Source organism: Ruegeria sp. G7, assembly GCF_056535465.1.
Window position 1 is genome coordinate 342441 of record NZ_JBQFIL010000002.1, and the last position, 16263, is coordinate 358703.

Sequence of the window (16263 nt, forward strand, 5' to 3'; positions counted from 1 at the left end):
GGCCTCACCCAAAGACAGCCGTGACAAGATCGAGGAGCCCGCGTTTGATGTCCTCATCATCAGTCAGAGGTTCAACCATAGCGGCAAGGATGGCGCGGTCGGTGGACATGCCTTGCGCGATCAGCGTCGCGGCATAGACAACCAGACGGGTGGAGACGCCTTCCTCAAGGTCCTGACCCTTGAGCCCGCGCAGCTTGTTCGCCAGCCGGATCAGCGGCTTGCAGCGTTCCAGCGCCAGCCCGCTTTCCTGGGCAACGACTTCGGCCTCCATCTCAGGCGAGGGGAAGTCGAACTCCAGCGAGATAAACCGCTGACGGGTCGAAGGTTTCAGGGTTTTCAGGATATTCTGGTATCCGGGGTTGTAGGATGCCACCAGCATGAAGCCGGGCGCGGCCTCAAGTTCCTCGCCAGTGCGATCGATCGGAAGGATGCGCCGGTCGTCGGTCAGCGGGTGCAGCACGACAGTCACGTCCTTGCGGGCCTCGACCACCTCATCAAGGTAGCAGATCGCGCCTTCGCGCACCGCGCGGGTCAGGGGGCCATCGACCCAGACAGTTTCGCCGCCTTTCAGCAGATATCGCCCGATCAGGTCGGCGGCGGCAAGGTCATCGTGGCAGGCCACGGTGTAAAGCGGGCGGCCAAGCTTGGCGGCCATGTGGGCCACGAAACGGGTTTTGCCGCAGCCTGTCGGGCCTTTCAGCAGAACCGGCAGGTCGTTGGTGTAAGCGGCGCAGAAGACGTCGCATTCATCGCCTTGGGGCAGGTAGAAGGGGGCGTCAGCCGCCCCCTCGTTCAGTTTCATGGAGCCGTCCATATCCATCACTCCGCAGGGGTTTCAGCTGCGCCGGGTTCAATGATCTCTTTCCGGGGAACCCAGATCGAGTAGATGAACAGCAGCGCACCAAGGACCACAACGATGCCAGAGCCAAGGCGCATCCAGTAGAAGATGGCGACCTGATCCTGCACATCCATGAAGTAGTCACCGACCACCCGCTGCATGTGCGTCTGCACGGTTCCGGCGAAGGTCAGCACGAAGGTCATGAAGACCATGCCGCTGGTCATCAGCCAGAACGAACCCATGTTCAGAACCTGATTATAGGGATCGCGGTTCTTGAGGATCGGCATCGCATAGCTGAAGATCGCCAGGTTGAGGCAGACATAGGCACCATAGAAGGCCAGGTGACCGTGGGCTGCAGTGATCTGTGTACCGTGGGTATAGTAGTTCACCCCGTGCAGCGTGTGCAGGAAGCCCCAGACACCGGCTCCGAAGAAGGCCAATGTGGCACAACCCAGCGACCACAGCAGAGCGGCCTTGTTGGGATGGTCCCGGCGGCCCTTCCAGACCATGACGAAGGCAAAGGCCATCATCGCGAAGAACGGGATCACTTCGAGGCTCGAGAAGATCGACCCGATCCACTGCCAATAGCCCGGCGTACCGATCCAGTAATAGTGGTGGCCAGTGCCAAGGATGCCCGAGAACAGCGCGGCGGCGACGATGACATACAGCCATTTCTCGACGATCTCACGGTCCACACCGGTCAGCTTGAGCATCAGGTAGGCGAGGATCGAGGCCATGATCAGCTCCCACACACCTTCAACCCACAGGTGGACAACGTACCACCAGTATTGCTTGTCCAGCGACAGGTTGCCCGGGTTGTAGAAGGCAAACAGGAACAGCAGCGCCAACCCCCAAAGACCCAACAACAGGATGTTGGTGATGGCGGTCTTCTTGCCCTTCAGAACGGTCATCGACACGTTGTAAAGGAAGATCAGCGCGGCCACGACGATGCCGGCCTTGACCCATTTGGGTTGTTCAAGGAACTCGCGCCCCTCTTTGCCCAGCAGCCAGTTGCCTTCGAACAGGTTGAAGACGTAAGTCACAACCACGCCCAGCGTGCCAACCACAAGGATGATAAGCTGTAGATAGGCCAGCTTGGGCGAATGGATCTCACGCTCGGCCTCTTCCGGGATCAGGAAATAGGCGGCCCCGAAGAACCCAAGGATCAGCCAGACGATCAGAGAGTTGGTGTGCAGCATCCGCACGATGTTGAACGGCAGAAGCTCGCTCAGGAAATTGGGGGATACATAGATCAGACCGGCCAGCAGGCCGCCGATCACCTGTATCGCGAACAGGCCCATGGCTACGGCAAAGTAGGCGTAGGCGATTTTTTGGGATTCGTATTTCATTGTCCTTGTCCCTTTCTCAGCCCGCCTCGTTGGGCGGCCAGCCCTGCGCGTCGATATTGTCCGTCCAGATCAGGAAGTTGGTCAGATCGCGCAGCTCTTCGTCGCTGAGGTTGAAATTGGGCATCTGCCGGCGACCGGGAATGCCGGTCGGTTGTGCTTCCATCCAGCCCTTGAGGGATTCAAAGGCCGATTCCGGGTCGTCCAGGACACCCCAGCGGGTCATCACGTTGCCGACCTCGGGGGCAAAGTAAGCCCCTTCGCCGAGGATAGAGTGACAGTTGATGCAGGCGTGTTTTTCCCAGACATGCTTGCCCCGAACCACACTTTCATCGAGCTTTGCCGAGTTCTCGGAATTCACGATGTACAAGTGCGAATGGGCCGACAGGGCCAGAAAGATGAGGATGAAGAACAGGGACCCGCCATAGAATATGTTGCGAGCCATGCTCTTTGTCATGACTTCTCGCATTGCGCTCTCCTTTGCGCAGATTAGTTCGTATGGTGACAATGGCGGTTGGGCCGCGGGGCTTCCTTAACGAAAGTCAAGACTGCGTGAGGGAATGGTTAAGACCACGGAATATATGAATATTCAGGCTGTGCGTGGACCGGTCAGGGCCGACCACATGGCGATCAGATAAAGCGTGAAGGCCCCGATCCACAGCCCATCCACCACCAGCATCACGGTCAGATAGCCAGTGGTCAGATCCGACCCCACCCATCTGAGAATCGCCGCCAGTGCCATCAGCCCATAGGCCACCGCCATCGGTGGCGGCGCGATCAGTGCCCGCCCACTATGACCTAGCGCGGCGCGGCTCATGACCGCCAGGGTCATGCCGCCAACGCAGCCGATGCCCAGTACATGCAGCGCCGCGATTTCATTACCGATACCCAGCAGGGACATGCCCCACAGGATCAGGCCCAGCGCCAGCATCCCCAGCCCGACATGCAGCGCGATCAGGATCGGCTGCCGCAGCGCCCAGGCCGACCGCCAGCGCACCATGCGCAGGATCTGCACGAGGCCAAGCAACAGCGCGACCGCTCCGGTCAGCGGGCTGAGGCCCAGCAGCAATGCGCTCAGCGGCAGCAGCAGGGCGATGATCATTCCGGCCTTGTCCAACGCTGCCACCGAGACGGGCCATGCCGCCTCGGGCGCGCCGTCGCGTTTCATTGCGTTGCGGGTGAAGGCGGGGGTGATCCGCCCGCCCAGAATCGCGATCATTGAACATAAGGTCAGCAACCCTGCGCGCAGGCCGAGATTCAAAGTATCACCGGTGACCCCAATCCATTCCAGATGGATCAGAAGATTGGCAACCCAGATCAGACTGAGCAGCAGCAGGAACACCATGTTCTGCGGTTTGGGCCGCCGGATCAGCTGAGTCGCGATCTTCGCCGCAAGAATCGGCACGAAGGCCAGATCAAGCAACGCCACCAGAACCGGGGGCACCACGCCCGAGAACCACATCGCCAGACGGCCCAGCAGCCACAAGCCCGCGGCCAGCGTGATGAACCGCGCCTGCGCCTCTTTCGCTCCGGTCCAGTTTGGCACGGCAGTCAGGAAAAACCCGCCCAGCGCGGCGGTGGCATAGCCAAAGATCATCTCGTGCGCGTGCCACATCGGCGGGGTCATGGCGTAGGACGGATCGCTGTAAGGCACCGCGCCGGTCTGCATCATCAGCCAGACGCCCCAGACCCCGCCCACGAACAGGCCGTATAGCCCAGCAGACAGGAAAAACACCCGAAACCCTTCGCCAAATACCCGTACGATGATTGCCGACATGCCCGCTCTCCTCGGCCTTGATGGCTTTGGCGTGCAGCCTAGCGGGGATCGGTCTGCGCGGACTTAACCAAGGTCAAGACGCAGAAAACATACGCCAAAAACGCTTATTTTATTGGACGCATTTTTTACCCGGCGGCACGTTTTGCGTCCCTTCCGTTGACTTTCGTCAAGGATGACATCCGCGTGATGTCCCACTCTTGAGCCTGCCTCACCAGCAAATGGAGAGTGATCATGTCACTTGGAATCAGCTACAACAGAACTGGCCGCGCCTTTGGGGTCGGTTTGGCGATGCTGCTGGGCAGCGTCGCTGCGCCAACCTTCGCCGACGAACCAACCCTAAGCAAGGAAGCCTTTGAATCATCGAAACAGCTTTACTTTGAGCGGTGCGCGGGCTGCCACGGCGTGTTGCGCAAAGGTGCGACAGGTAAAAGCCTTGAGCCATTGGTAGAAACGAAAAATGCCGATGGAACTGTCACCGAGTCCGGGACCCTCAAGCTGGGTCAGGAACGACTCGAACGGATCATCGCTTGGGGTACCGAAGGCGGGATGAACAACTTCTCGGACGTTATGACCGAGGACGAGATCCGCGACATGGCGACCTATATTCAGATGGAGCCGCCCAAGCCGCCCGAGATGTCGCTTGAACAGATGATGGCGACCCGCAAGGTCTATGTCGAACCCGAAGACTATCCGTCCGAGCCGCTGCACGGCCGCAACTGGGAAAACTTCTTCGTGGTCATCGAACGTGACGTAGGCAAAGTAGCCGTGATCGACGGCGACACCAAAGAAGTGTTGGCCCATATCCCGACAGGCTACGCGGTGCACGTTCTGAAAGCCTCCGAGCATCACAAGCTGGAAGAACCGGAAAATCCGGGGCGCTTCTGGTACACCATGGGCCGCGACGGCAAGATGACTAAAATCGACCTGTGGCAACAGCCCGAGAATATGCTCGTGGCCGAGGTTACCATCGGGTATGACGCCCGTGACGTGGCCGTATCCGGTGATGGCAAATATGTCATCGGTGGTGCCTATTGGCCTCCGCATTTCGCGATCGTCGATGCCGAAACCATGGAGCCGAAAAAGGTCGTCTCGACCCGCGGTGTGAACGTGGACGGGGACTATGTGGAAGAAAGCCGTGTGGCCGCCATCTACACCACCCCGAACGAGCCCACTTGGATCGTCGCAGTCAAGGAACTCGGCCAGCTCTGGCAAGTGGATTACACCGACCTGGACAATCTGCGTATCGACAAGATCGACAGCGCCAAGTTCCTGCATGACGGTTTCTTCGACCCAACCGGTCGTTACTTCCAGATCGCCGCAAACGCGTCGAACAAGATGGTTGTCGTGGACACCCAGACTCACAAGCTGGAGGCCCTGATCGATACAGCACCGTTGCCGCACCCCGGCCCCGGTGCCAACTGGGATGACCCGAATTGCGGTCCCGTTGCCGGTACAACCCACCTGGGCGAAGGCACAGTCACCGTTTGGGGCAACGACCCCGAAGGTCACCCGGATCAGGCATGGCAGACTTGCTATGAGGTGGAAACTGACGGACCCGGTCTGTTCATTCGGACACACCCGAACTCGGATTACATCTGGGCCGACCAGACCAAGCACCCTGAGCCTGAAATTCAGCAATCGGTGCAGGTGATCGACAAGGCAACCGGTGAGATCGCAAAAACGATCCAGATCACCGAAGAGGAAGGCAACGTCGCCGTCCACTTCGAGTTCAACCAGGACGGCACCGAGGTTTGGGTTTCCAAGTGGAACCGCTCAACCTCGAAAGAACCTAACGGTGAGATCGTGATCTTCGACGCCAAAACGCTGGAAGAGATCGGTCGCGTGAAGGGGCTGTTTGCTCCGACCGGTAAGTTCAACGTCTACAACCGTTCGAACCACGTCACCTGACGGGTTCAGCACCTGACACCGGAAAGGGCGGGCCCCTCGCCCGCCCTTTCCACGTTTGACACATCAGCCAAATCCACAGGCCTGACACCGAAGGCCAGAGAAGAAAGCCAAAACGGAGCCCGGATATGACCTCGGAACCGGAAAAGAAAAAACCGATCTGGCGCCGGTATTTCCTGTGGGGAATGCCCGTGGCCGGCATCGCTGCGGCCTTTGCCGCCGGCATCATCTTCTGGGGCGGGTTCAACACCGCCATGGAAGCGACCAACACCAAGGAATTCTGCGTCTCGTGCCACGAGATGCGCGATTTCGTCTATGAGGAATATACCGGCACGATCCACGACGTGAACCGGTCCGGCGTGGGCGCGGTCTGTTCCGACTGTCACGTGCCCAAGGACTGGACGCATAAGATGATCCGCAAGATCAAAGCGTCCAAAGAGCTGTATGGCAAGATGGTCGGCACCATCAACACGCGCGAGAAATTCGAAGCCAAGCGCGTGCATCTGGCGATGAACGAATGGGAGCGGATGAAAGCCACCGACTCGCGTGAATGCCGCAACTGTCACGATTTCGAATCGATGATGCCCGAATTCCAAAAACCCCGCGCGCGGCAGCAACACCTGAACGCGATGACCGTTGGTCAGACCTGTATCGACTGCCACAAGGGGATTGCACACTCGGATGCCCGTGAACGGGCGGATGAGGATTACCTGGAAGAACTCGAAGCCCCAAACCCAGCGTTCATTCGCGAGATCCCGGCTGAATATCTGGCCAGCCTGGAACGCATCGAAGCCAAGGAAGCCGCCGACGCCGAGGCTGAAAAAGTCGCCCGCGCAGCGCAGCAAGAGGCGGTACAGGCGCAGATCGCAGCCGCCGTGGATGCCGCTGTGGCCGAAGAACGCGCCAAGGCTGCAGGCGAAGAAGCCGCAGCGCCAGCGGGTGACGGCAGCGATGTCGGCATCAATATCGATTGGGCCGCTGTTCCAAGTGCGGATATGAAGCTGTTCTATCCGGGTCAGGCTTCGTTCGAATGGGTCCAGAACGGTAGATCGCATGGCGGCGCACGTCCTTTGACCAAAGGCGGCGACAAATGCACCACCTGTCACGCCGCAGAACTGGACGCGATCGGTAACAAGATCGTGGCCGGTGGCGATCTGGAACCAACGCCGATCCCCGGTAAGCGTGGCGTCATCGATGCAACCGTACAGGCGGCCCATGATGACGAGACCCTGTATATCCGCCTGCAATGGCCGGATGCGGGCCACAACCCTGCCCCCTTCGTCGATGGCGGCAAAATGGACCCCGACAACCAGATCAAAGTGGCGATGATGATCACCGGCACTGGCATCGAGATGGGCGATCAGGTGGGTTGCTGGGCCTCGTGCCATGCCGACAACACCTATATGCCCTTTGATCCGGGCGCGGATGCGATTGCCGCCAACGGAGATATCTCAGGCCGTCTGAGCGCTCAGGACACGGTGACCAAATACATCAGCGAAAGCCGAACCGAGGTCGAGATCAAAGGCCGTCGCGGCAAGGCGCTGGGTGGCTGGGACAAGCTGCAGGCCGCCGAGCAGATCGAACAGTATCTGGCCGATGGCACCTATCTGGACCTGATGCGCGTCTATGCGGACGGCAGCGCCACCAATGGCTACCTACTGGAACAGCGCGTGGTCAATGACGGCGAGATCGCCGCCTCCGCCAGCCTGGACGGCGGCCTCTGGACGGTCGTATTCACCCGCCCGCTGAACTCTGGCGCGGCCGGTGACGTGCCGCTGGAATCCGGTCAGACCTATACGGTTGGCTTTGCCATCCACGATGACTTTGCCGCCGCACGGTTCCACCACGTGACGTTGGATACCAGCCTGGCGCTGGATGATGACAGCGCCTTTATCAACGTGGTCAAACAGTAACAGATCGGGGCCGGATAGCCCGGCCCTTTCCCAACCCTAAGGAGAGGTCGATGAAACCCCAAAACCTTCTTCCTGCCCTGCTGCTTCTGGCCTCACCCGCGCTGGCAGCGGATGACGACATCGCCGCCACCTGCGCCGAGGCCGAAGAACGCTATGTCGAACTGTTCGGCCAGCCCTCATCTGCTGTCGAGGATGCCGAGGTGGTGCTGATGTACAAGTACCTGTTCTGCCCGGTCGAACTGACGGTCAAGGCAGGCACCACGGTACGCTGGGTGAATGTCGACAAACGCACCAGCCATTCGGTCCTGCTGAAGGATGGCAGCGAACCCGAAAGCGACCGGTTGTTTCCCGAGGAATCGGTGGATCTGACCTTTCTTACCCCCGGTCCGCAGGAATACCTGTGCGGGCCGCATTGGGAAACACAGAACATGATCGGAATGATCACCGTCGAACCCTGAGCCGAGGCAACCATACAGGCACGAAAGAGGAGCGCGGGCGCAAAACCCGCGCTCCTTAACTTTAGTCAAGGAGGTTTGCTTTCGATTGCGCCAGTCTGACCCCATGACACGCCCGGCTCACCCAGCAACGTCACCGGATCGCGCAGGACCTCCGGGCTCAAGGAACATTCAGACCAAGCGAGTTCACACATGAGCGGTAAGGTTTTTCTGATTGGCGCAGGCCCCGGCGACCCCGAACTGATGACCCTGCGCGCCCTGCGGATGCTGCAAGAGGCGGATGTGGTGGTTTATGACCGTCTGGTCTCGGCCGATATCCTGAACCTGCACGCCGATGGCGCGCGGCTGATCCCGGTGGGCAAGGCGCCCAAATGCCATACGGTGCCGCAGGATCGCATCAATGACATCCTCGTCGAAGAAGCCCGCGCAGGCCATACGGTTGCGCGGCTGAAAGGCGGCGATCCGATGATCTTTGGCCGCGGCTCGGAAGAGGCCGCGTATCTGATGGCCAACGGCATCCCGGTCGAATACGCGCCGGGGATTACGGCGGCGCAGGGCGCGTCCAGTTCCACCGGCGTGCCGCTGACCCATCGCGGGCTGGCGACCTCGGTGCAATATGTCACCGGGCATCGGCAGGCCGACAAGGTGCTGGATCTGGACTGGAAACGCCTGGCCGATCCCGACTCGACGCTGGTCGTCTATATGGGCGTCGCCAATATCGGCCAGATCGCGATGGGGCTGATGACCGAGAACCTGCCTGGCTCGACCCCGGTTCTGGCCGTCGGAAAGGCTACCACCCCGGACGAGCGCCGCATGGTGTCCCGACTGGACCGGCTGGCTGCGGATGTGCGTGCGGCTGACCTGAAAGCGCCGACACTGTTCATCATCGGCAAGGTGGTTTCGCTATACGCAGAACAGCCTGTGGCTGAGCTATTGGAGCAGGCTCATGGCTAAGCTTGGCCGTAGAAAACCGGCACAGCGACCATCGGCGGGACGCAAGGGTTGGACCGCGCGTGCCACCCTCTCGACGGCTGTGCTTTTGGCCACAACAGCCTTTGCCGCCGACACACTCGACCCTAACGCCCTGAAACGCCTTGTGCATCAGGATTGCGGCTCGTGCCATGGGCTGTCGCTGAAGGGCGGCCTTGGCCCTGATCTGCGGTCCCAAACCCTTGAACACTATGACGCCGAGGTTCTGACCGGCGTGATCCTCGACGGCATCCCCGACACCGCGATGCCCCCTGGCGGCCCCTGATCAGCGAAGAAGAGGCCGAATGGATCGCCCGTTACCTGCTGGCACAGGAGGCCCAATGAAACAGCTCATCCTCACCCTCGCCGCGACGCTGCTGATGACCACGGCGCAAGCCGAACCGACAGCGACCGGAGACCTGGGCCTTGTGATCGAACGCGCCAAGGGCTCGGTCCTTCTGGTCGATCAATCCGACCGCGCCGCGCTGGCCCGGATCGAAGGGCTGGGCGACCTGTCCCATGCCTCGCTGGTATATTCGCCCGACCAGCGTTTCGCCTATGTGTTCGGCCGCGACGGCGGGCTGACCAAGGTCGATATCGTCACCCGCCAGATCGTGAACCGTGTGGTGCAGGCGGGCAATGCCATCGGCGGTGCGATTTCGGATGACGGTAAACTGGTCGCCGTGTCGAATTATGAACCCGGCGGCGTGCGCGTCTTTGATGCGGACACGCTGGAAATGGTCGCCGACATTCCCACCGACAGCAAAACCATCGGGCTGGTCGATGCGCCCGGTCGCCGGTTCGTGTTCACCATGTGGGACACAGGCGAGACCTGGATTGCCGATTTCGCCAAGGGCGACCCGGCGATCACCAAGATCCCCGATATGGGCAAGAATCCCTATGACGCGCTGATCACCGCCAATGGCCGGACCTATATCACCGGCCTCTTTGGCGAGGACGGTCTGACCGCGCTGGACTTGTGGTCTGAGACGCCCGAACCGATCCGCGTGCTGCCAAACTATGGGCGCGGGCAGGAAGAGATGCCGGTCTACAAGATGCCCCATCTAGAAGGCTGGGCGCTGACCGGGCGCGAGTTCGTTCTGCCGGCCGTCGGCCATCACGAGGTTCTTTGGATCGATGCGGACACCCTGACCGAAACCGGGCGCACGCAGACTCATGGCCAGCCGGTCTTTGCAATGGCGCGGCCTGACGGGCGGCAGGTCTGGGTGAATTTCGCCCACCCGCTGAACGATACGATCCAGGTCATTGATTCAGTGACCAAAGAAATCATCCACGAATTCAAACCGGGGCCCGCCGTGCTGCATATGGAGTTTACTCCACGCGGGCACGAGGTCTGGATCAGCGTGCGCGATGCCAACAAGGTCATGGTCTACGACACGCAGAGCTTCGAGAAACTGCGCGAGATTGAGGCTGACAGCCCATCCGGCATTTTCTTCACCGCCCGCGCGCACAGAACGGGGCTGTAACCGATGCAACATATCACTGACCCCATCGATTGCCGTCTGCTGGACGAGTTCCAGCGCGATTTCCCCATAACCACGCGTCCGTTTCAGGTTTTGGCCGACGCGCTTGGTCTGGACGAGGCCGAAGTGCTCGACCGGCTGGCGCGGATGCGCAAGACCGGGCGCATCACCCGGGTAGGCGCGACCATCGCGCCCGGCGCGGTATCCGCCAGCACCCTTGCCGCTGTCGCCGCCCCTGACGCGCGTCTGGAAGAGGTTGCTGCCCTGATCGACGCGGAACCCGGCGTGAACCACAATTACCAGCGCGAGGATGACTGGAACCTGTGGTTCGTGGCCACCGGCCCGGACCGCGCGCATGTGAACGAAACACTTGCACGGATCAGCCGCCGCACCGGATTGCGCGTGCTGGACCTGCGGCTGGTACGCCCGTTCAACGTCGATCTGGGGTTCCGGATGTCGGGCGAGACCCGCAATGTTCCCGGCCCCCGCAAAGTGGATTGTTCAGCCATGAAGGACGGCGACCGGCCGCTGCTGCAGGCGCTCAGCTCCGGGCTATCGCTGGTCGCAGAACCCTATGCAGCACTGGCCCGGTCCTTGAGCCGCAGCACAGTCGATGTGATGGGACGGATCGAGGCCCTGCACGCGGCCGGGATTATCTCGCGCCTCGGCGTCATTGTGCGCCACCGCGCTTTGGGTTGGTCCGCCAATGCGATGGTAGTCTGGGATATGCCGGCCGATCAGGTTGGCGCCGCAGGTTCGGCGCTGGCCGCTCATCCAGGCGTGACGCTCTGTTATGAGCGCAACCCGGTCGAAGGCGTCTGGCCCTATCGCCTTTATTCCATGATCCACGCCCGCTCGCGCCCCGAGGCGATGGAGGTTCTGGCCGGGGCCGCCGCCCTCCCCGAGTTGGCGGGCGCACGGCACAAGGTTCTGTTCTCGACCCGTTGCTTCAAACAGACCGGCGCGCTGATTCAGGCGAAAGAGGTGGCGGCATGAAACTGGACGACACCGACCGCGCGATCCTGAATCGGATGCAGGATGACCTGCCGCTGACGGCGCACCCCTACGCCGCGATTGCCAAGGAGTTGGGGATTACGGAGTCCGACCTTCTGGGCCGTCTGACCCGCATGAAAGAAGACCGCGTCATCACCCGTTTCGGCCCCTTCTTCGACGCCGCCGCGATGGGCGGGGCCTTTTGCCTGTGCGCGATGGCCGTCCCTCCGCAAGATTTCGAAACCGTCCTGACCAAAGTCAATGCGCATCCGGAGGTCGCGCATAATTATGAGCGTACGCACCGGCTGAATATGTGGTTCGTTCTGGCGACCGAAACACCCGAAGGGATCGCAACCGCAGCCGAGGCCATCGAACGGGAAACCGGGATCGCAGTCCTGCAATTTCCCAAACTTCAGGAATTTTTCATCGGCTTCCGGGTGGCAGCATGATCGACGCAAAAGACAGAGAGATCATCGAGGCGCTGCAAGGCGGCCTGCCGCTGGTGCCTGCGCCCTACGCGCAGGTGGCCGAGGGGTTGGGTCTGGATGAAGACACCCTGATGTTCCGCCTCGCCGACATGAAATCGCGCGGCGTGATCCGGCGCATCGCGGCGGCCCCCAATCATTATAAGCTGGGCATGACGTCGAACGGCATGACCGTATGGGATGTGGCGGATGATCAGGTGGCCGAGATGGGCGCCCAGATCGGCCTTCTGCCCTTTGTCACCCATTGCTATGAACGCCCCCGCGCGCTGCCCGACTGGCCCTATAATCTGTTCGCCATGGTCCATGGTACCGACCGGGCCGAAGTTGAAGAGAAGCGCGCCGAGATCGCCGCCATTCTGGGCGATGCCTGCCGGGCCAAAGACATCCTCTATTCCACGCGCATCCTGAAAAAGACCGGGCTGCGCCTGAAAACGAAAGGCTGAGATATGTTCCGCCTGACCGAATACATGCACCAACTGGTCAAACCGACCCCGGTGCGCAAACGCCGCCCCGGTCCCGTGAAGCCAGTGGTGATCTGGAACCTGACCCGGCGCTGCAATCTGAAATGCCGCCATTGCTACACCGTCTCGGCGGATGTGGCCTTCCCCGGCGAGCTCAGCCACGAGCAAGCCATGGTAACCCTTGAGGATCTGGGCCAATTTCGCGTCCCGGCCCTGATCCTCTCGGGTGGGGAACCATTAGATCGGTTCGATTTCTTCGACATTGCCAAACGTGCGCGTGACCTGGTGCCGATGCTGGCGCTGTCCACGAACGGCACCCGGATCTACGACGAAACCGCAGACATGATCGCCGATGTGGGGTTCAACTATGTGGGCATCTCGCTGGACGGGATCGGCGCCACGAATGACTGGTTCCGCGGCGTTGAAGGCGCCTTTGCCGACGCCCTGCGCGGCGTGCGCGAATGCAAGAAACGCGGTATCAAAGTGGGCCTGCGGTTCTGCCTGACCGAAGGCACCCAGCATCATCTGCCTGACCTGTTGAAGCTGTGCGATGATGAGGGTGTCGACAAGTTCTATCTGTCCCACCTTGTCTATGCCGGGCGCGGCGACAAAAACCGGGGCGAGGATGCCGAACATCTGCGCACCCGCACCGGTCTGGACCTGCTGCTGGAACGCGCGTGGGAGGCCGCATCCGGGGGCCGCCCGCTGGACATCGTGACCGGCAACAATGATGCCGATGCCGGGTATTTCCTGAACTGGGTCCGGGCGCATTTCGACGCCGACAAAGCGGCACATGTGCGAGAGCATCTGGCAGCGTGGGGTGGAAACTCCAGCGGGCTGGGCGTGGCCAATATCGACAATCTGGGCCGCGTGCATCCCGACACCTATTGGTCGGATTACACGGTTGGCAATGTGAAGACCAAACCGTTCTCCGAGCTGTGGACCAGCGATGACCCGATGCTGGCGATGCTGCGCACCCGTCCGCGCCCGCTGAAGGGGCGCTGCGGGGCCTGTCAGCTCAAGGACGTCTGCGGCGGCAACACCCGTATCCGGGCGCTGCAACTGACTGGCGATCCGTGGGCCGAGGATCCGGCCTGCTATCTGTCAAATCAAGAGATCGGTGTTGAAGATGCAGGCGAGCGCCTGCAGGTCACGCCGTTCCGGGGGAAAAACCATGATCCGGCGCATCAGTTCTTTTGAAATCCTTGGTCCTGCCGGCCCGGCCGTTACGCGTGTGGCGAGGGCAGGAGCCTCCGGCGGGAGTATTTTTAAAAAGATGAAGATCGGGGCCCTGTGTTCGGTCCTGAGTGTGGGCGCAGCCTGGGCGGATGCGCCTTCGGACTATGCTGAATTCTGTGCGTCCTGTCATGGCGAGAACCGTCTGGGCGGGGTTGGTCCTGCGTTGATCCCTGAGACACTGAAACGGATGCGGGGGCCGCGTGTGGCGGCGGTCATCGCCGAAGGTCGGACCGCGACTCAGATGCCAGCGTTCTCGCATGAGCTTGATGCGCTTCGGATCGAAGAGCTAGCGGGCTGGCTAAAATCTCCGCTGGAGACTGATCCAGAATGGGGTGAAGCCGATATCATGGCCAGCCGTATTCTGGACGAAGACTATGCAGCGGTGGACGCGCCCGTTTGGAACAGCGACCCGATGAACATCACTCTGGCGGTTGAAACCGGTGACCACCATGTCAGCGTGCTGGACGGGGATACGTTCGAGGTTCTGGACAGGTTCGAGACACCTTTTGCCGTGCATGGCGGGCCGAAGTTCAGCCCCGATGGGCGGTATGTCTTCATCATGTCGCGCGATGGCTGGGTGCAGAAATATGATATCTGGGCTTTACAGCAGGTGGGTCGCGTGCGCGCAGGCCTCAACAGTCGAAATATTGCCATGTCGGGTGATGGCAAATGGGTGGCTGTGGCGAATTATCTGCCGAACTCGCTGACCTTACTGTCGACTGACGATCTGTCGGTCGCAAAGGTTGTCGAGGTCAAAAGCAAAAAGGGCGTTCCCAGCCGTGTCTCGGCCGTCTATCAAGCCCCTCCGCGTGAAAGCTTTGTGCTGGCGCTGAAGGATGTGCCCGAAATTTGGGAAGTTTTCTACGGGGCCAATCCGCCGCAATTCGGGTTGGGGCATGATTTCCGTATCGAAGGCCAGTTCAAGAACCCCGATCCCTTCCCGTTGCGCAAGATCACGACGCCCGACTATCTGGACGATTTCTTCTTCGACCAAAGCTATGAATACGTCATGGGCGCCTCGCGCGATGGCAAGGGCGGTCAGGTGATCGATTTGGTCATCGGCCACAAAGTTGCTGATCTGGACCTGCCGGGCATGCCGCATCTGGGTTCGGGCATCACGTGGCAGCGCGGTGATACAACCGTAATGGCCACGCCGCACCTGACTGATGGCACCGTGTCGGTGATCGACATGGAAACCTGGGAAACGGTCAAGCGGATCAAGACCGAAGGGCCGGGTTTCTTCATGCGCAGCCATGAGAATTCGCCGTATGTCTGGGCCGATGTGTTCTTTGGCCCCAACAAAGACGCCATGCATGTGATTGACAAGCAGAGCCTTGAGATCGTGAAGACCTTGCGCCCTGCGCCCGGCAAAACCGTGGCGCATGTGGAGTTCACGAAGGATGGCAGCCACGCGCTGGTTTCCATCTGGGAGGATGACGGCGCGGTGATTGTTTATGACGCGCAGACGCTGGAAGAAGTGCGCCGCCTGCCGATGCGCAAACCCTCTGGGAAGTATAATGTCTGGAACAAAATCACCTTCTCGGAAGGCACCAGCCACTGAGGGCAAATGGCCGGTCTGGAAACTGGCTATCCTGCTCTATCCGGCCACGGCTTTGACCGTGGCCATCAACCTGTTTCTAGCCGGGTTAATCCTGCATAGTGCGGGTTTTGGTGCCATCAGCCCGGTCTCTGCGATCCTGTGGTCCATCCCATCAGGTGCCCCTGCGGCCTGGTTGGCAGGGCGTTGGGTGCGCGGGTTGATGGATGAAGCAGACGGTTGATTATAAATGCAAATTTTCGAATTTGATTAATTTTTGGACGGTTCAAAAACAAATGACCTAAGTCAAGTAGCGACTCGTTCAAATCCTCTACCACCAAGGCATAGCTTCCCGAGTCGGAGACTCCATGCCTGCCATGACCCCTCTGCACAATCTCCCTGACCGCGCGGTTCGCGCGGCAGCCGGGTTGGCGGGCATACTCCTTCTTTTGTTCCAGACTTTTGCACCGGCGCTGGCGAGTCCCGGTGAAAGTGTCTGGGTGGAGATCTGCTCGGAAGGCGGCGCGGTCTGGGTCGAGGTTGACCTTGAGGAGGGTGCCGAAGACCCGACCGCGTATTGCCCCAAATGCGCCGATTGCGCGCTGTGTGCCGTCACCAGCGCCGCGCCGATGCCCGAGTTAGCACAGGTGACGCATGCCGGAATCTTCCGTTTTGTACATGGGAAAATCGGCACATCTTCCGTTTTGTACCAAACTCATCGGCTGTGGCCCGAGACCCGAGGGCCCCCGTGCGCGCCCGAAATCACAACCGAACGCGCCCTGCGCGCGTCCATGGCATTCACCCAAATTCCCGGAGGTGCGCCGTGGTCGTAAGTCGCGCAATCCATTTCCTGCTGGCCCT

Annotated in this window: 17 protein-coding genes; 13 read left to right on the plus strand and 4 right to left on the minus strand. The window is 60.7% G+C overall.

What is annotated here, in order from left to right; genetic code table 11:
• Positions 1-4: 4 nt before the first annotated feature.
• The 4 genes from ACR3EN_RS18370 to ACR3EN_RS18385 all read right to left on the minus strand — a co-directional run bounded on the left by ACR3EN_RS18370 (position 5) and on the right by ACR3EN_RS18385 (position 3961).
• Positions 5-814, minus strand: coding sequence for an AAA family ATPase (locus ACR3EN_RS18370; RefSeq protein WP_480600717.1), 810 nt, complete (start codon positions 812-814; stop codon positions 5-7).
• A 5-nt stretch (positions 815-819) separates the two neighbouring features.
• Positions 820-2187 (minus strand): cbb3-type cytochrome c oxidase subunit I, encoded by a 1368-nt coding sequence (locus ACR3EN_RS18375; RefSeq protein WP_480519990.1) that lies wholly within the window; start codon positions 2185-2187, stop codon positions 820-822.
• Between the two features lie 16 nt (positions 2188-2203).
• Complete coding sequence (locus tag ACR3EN_RS18380; RefSeq protein ID WP_480820447.1) at positions 2204-2653, minus strand: c-type cytochrome; 450 nt, start codon at positions 2651-2653, stop codon at positions 2204-2206.
• Between the two features lie 120 nt (positions 2654-2773).
• On the minus strand, positions 2774-3961 hold the full coding sequence (locus tag ACR3EN_RS18385) for an NnrS family protein (RefSeq protein ID WP_480820445.1): 1188 nt from the start codon (positions 3959-3961) through the stop codon (positions 2774-2776).
• A gap of 231 nt (positions 3962-4192) precedes the next feature.
• Between ACR3EN_RS18385 and ACR3EN_RS18390 the strand changes: the two genes are divergently transcribed.
• The 13 genes from ACR3EN_RS18390 to ACR3EN_RS18450 all read left to right on the plus strand — a co-directional run bounded on the left by ACR3EN_RS18390 (position 4193) and on the right by ACR3EN_RS18450 (position 16235).
• Positions 4193-5869, plus strand: a complete 1677-nt coding sequence (locus ACR3EN_RS18390; protein ID WP_480820443.1) for a cytochrome D1 domain-containing protein — start codon at positions 4193-4195, stop codon at positions 5867-5869.
• Between the two features lie 125 nt (positions 5870-5994).
• Complete coding sequence (locus tag ACR3EN_RS18395; protein WP_480820441.1) at positions 5995-7779, plus strand: NapC/NirT family cytochrome c; 1785 nt, start codon at positions 5995-5997, stop codon at positions 7777-7779.
• A 50-nt stretch (positions 7780-7829) separates the two neighbouring features.
• Positions 7830-8237: a cupredoxin domain-containing protein gene (locus ACR3EN_RS18400; protein ID WP_480820439.1), complete on the plus strand. Its 408-nt coding sequence runs from the start codon at positions 7830-7832 to the stop codon at positions 8235-8237.
• 189 nt (positions 8238-8426) lie between these two features.
• The gene (gene cobA / locus ACR3EN_RS18405; protein ID WP_480820437.1) at positions 8427-9188 is read left to right on the plus strand and encodes a uroporphyrinogen-III C-methyltransferase; all 762 of its coding nucleotides are present in this window, start codon (positions 8427-8429) and stop codon (positions 9186-9188) included.
• A complete protein-coding gene (locus ACR3EN_RS18410) occupies positions 9181-9489 on the plus strand; it encodes a c-type cytochrome (protein WP_480918473.1) in 309 nt (102 codons plus the stop codon). The genes cobA and ACR3EN_RS18410 overlap by 8 nt, the downstream gene beginning before the upstream one ends.
• Before the next feature lie 55 nt (positions 9490-9544).
• The gene (locus ACR3EN_RS18415; protein ID WP_480820433.1) at positions 9545-10690 is read left to right on the plus strand and encodes a cytochrome D1 domain-containing protein; all 1146 of its coding nucleotides are present in this window, start codon (positions 9545-9547) and stop codon (positions 10688-10690) included.
• Between the two features lie 3 nt (positions 10691-10693).
• Positions 10694-11683 carry a siroheme decarboxylase subunit beta gene (gene ahbB, locus ACR3EN_RS18420; RefSeq protein WP_480820431.1) on the plus strand — a complete coding sequence of 330 codons (990 nt, stop codon included), beginning with the start codon at positions 10694-10696 and terminating at the stop codon, positions 11681-11683.
• A complete protein-coding gene (locus tag ACR3EN_RS18425) occupies positions 11680-12129 on the plus strand; it encodes an Lrp/AsnC family transcriptional regulator (RefSeq protein ID WP_480820429.1) in 450 nt (149 codons plus the stop codon). The genes ahbB (ACR3EN_RS18420) and ACR3EN_RS18425 overlap by 4 nt, the downstream gene beginning before the upstream one ends.
• Positions 12126-12608, plus strand: a complete 483-nt coding sequence (gene ahbB / locus ACR3EN_RS18430) for a siroheme decarboxylase subunit beta (RefSeq protein WP_480820427.1) — start codon at positions 12126-12128, stop codon at positions 12606-12608. Before ACR3EN_RS18425 ends, ahbB (ACR3EN_RS18430) begins: the two co-directional genes overlap by 4 nt.
• A 3-nt stretch (positions 12609-12611) precedes the next feature.
• Positions 12612-13826, plus strand: coding sequence for a heme d1 biosynthesis radical SAM protein NirJ (gene nirJ / locus ACR3EN_RS18435; protein WP_480820425.1), 1215 nt, complete (start codon positions 12612-12614; stop codon positions 13824-13826).
• Between the two features lie 76 nt (positions 13827-13902).
• The gene (locus ACR3EN_RS18440; protein WP_480820423.1) at positions 13903-15426 is read left to right on the plus strand and encodes a cytochrome D1 domain-containing protein; all 1524 of its coding nucleotides are present in this window, start codon (positions 13903-13905) and stop codon (positions 15424-15426) included.
• Positions 15383-15646, plus strand: coding sequence for a hypothetical protein (locus tag ACR3EN_RS18445; RefSeq protein ID WP_480820421.1), 264 nt, complete (start codon positions 15383-15385; stop codon positions 15644-15646). Before ACR3EN_RS18440 ends, ACR3EN_RS18445 begins: the two co-directional genes overlap by 44 nt.
• Positions 15647-15770: 124 nt before the next feature.
• Positions 15771-16235 carry a DUF2946 family protein gene (locus tag ACR3EN_RS18450; protein WP_480820419.1) on the plus strand — a complete coding sequence of 155 codons (465 nt, stop codon included), beginning with the start codon at positions 15771-15773 and terminating at the stop codon, positions 16233-16235.
• Positions 16236-16263: the final 28 nt, after the last annotated feature.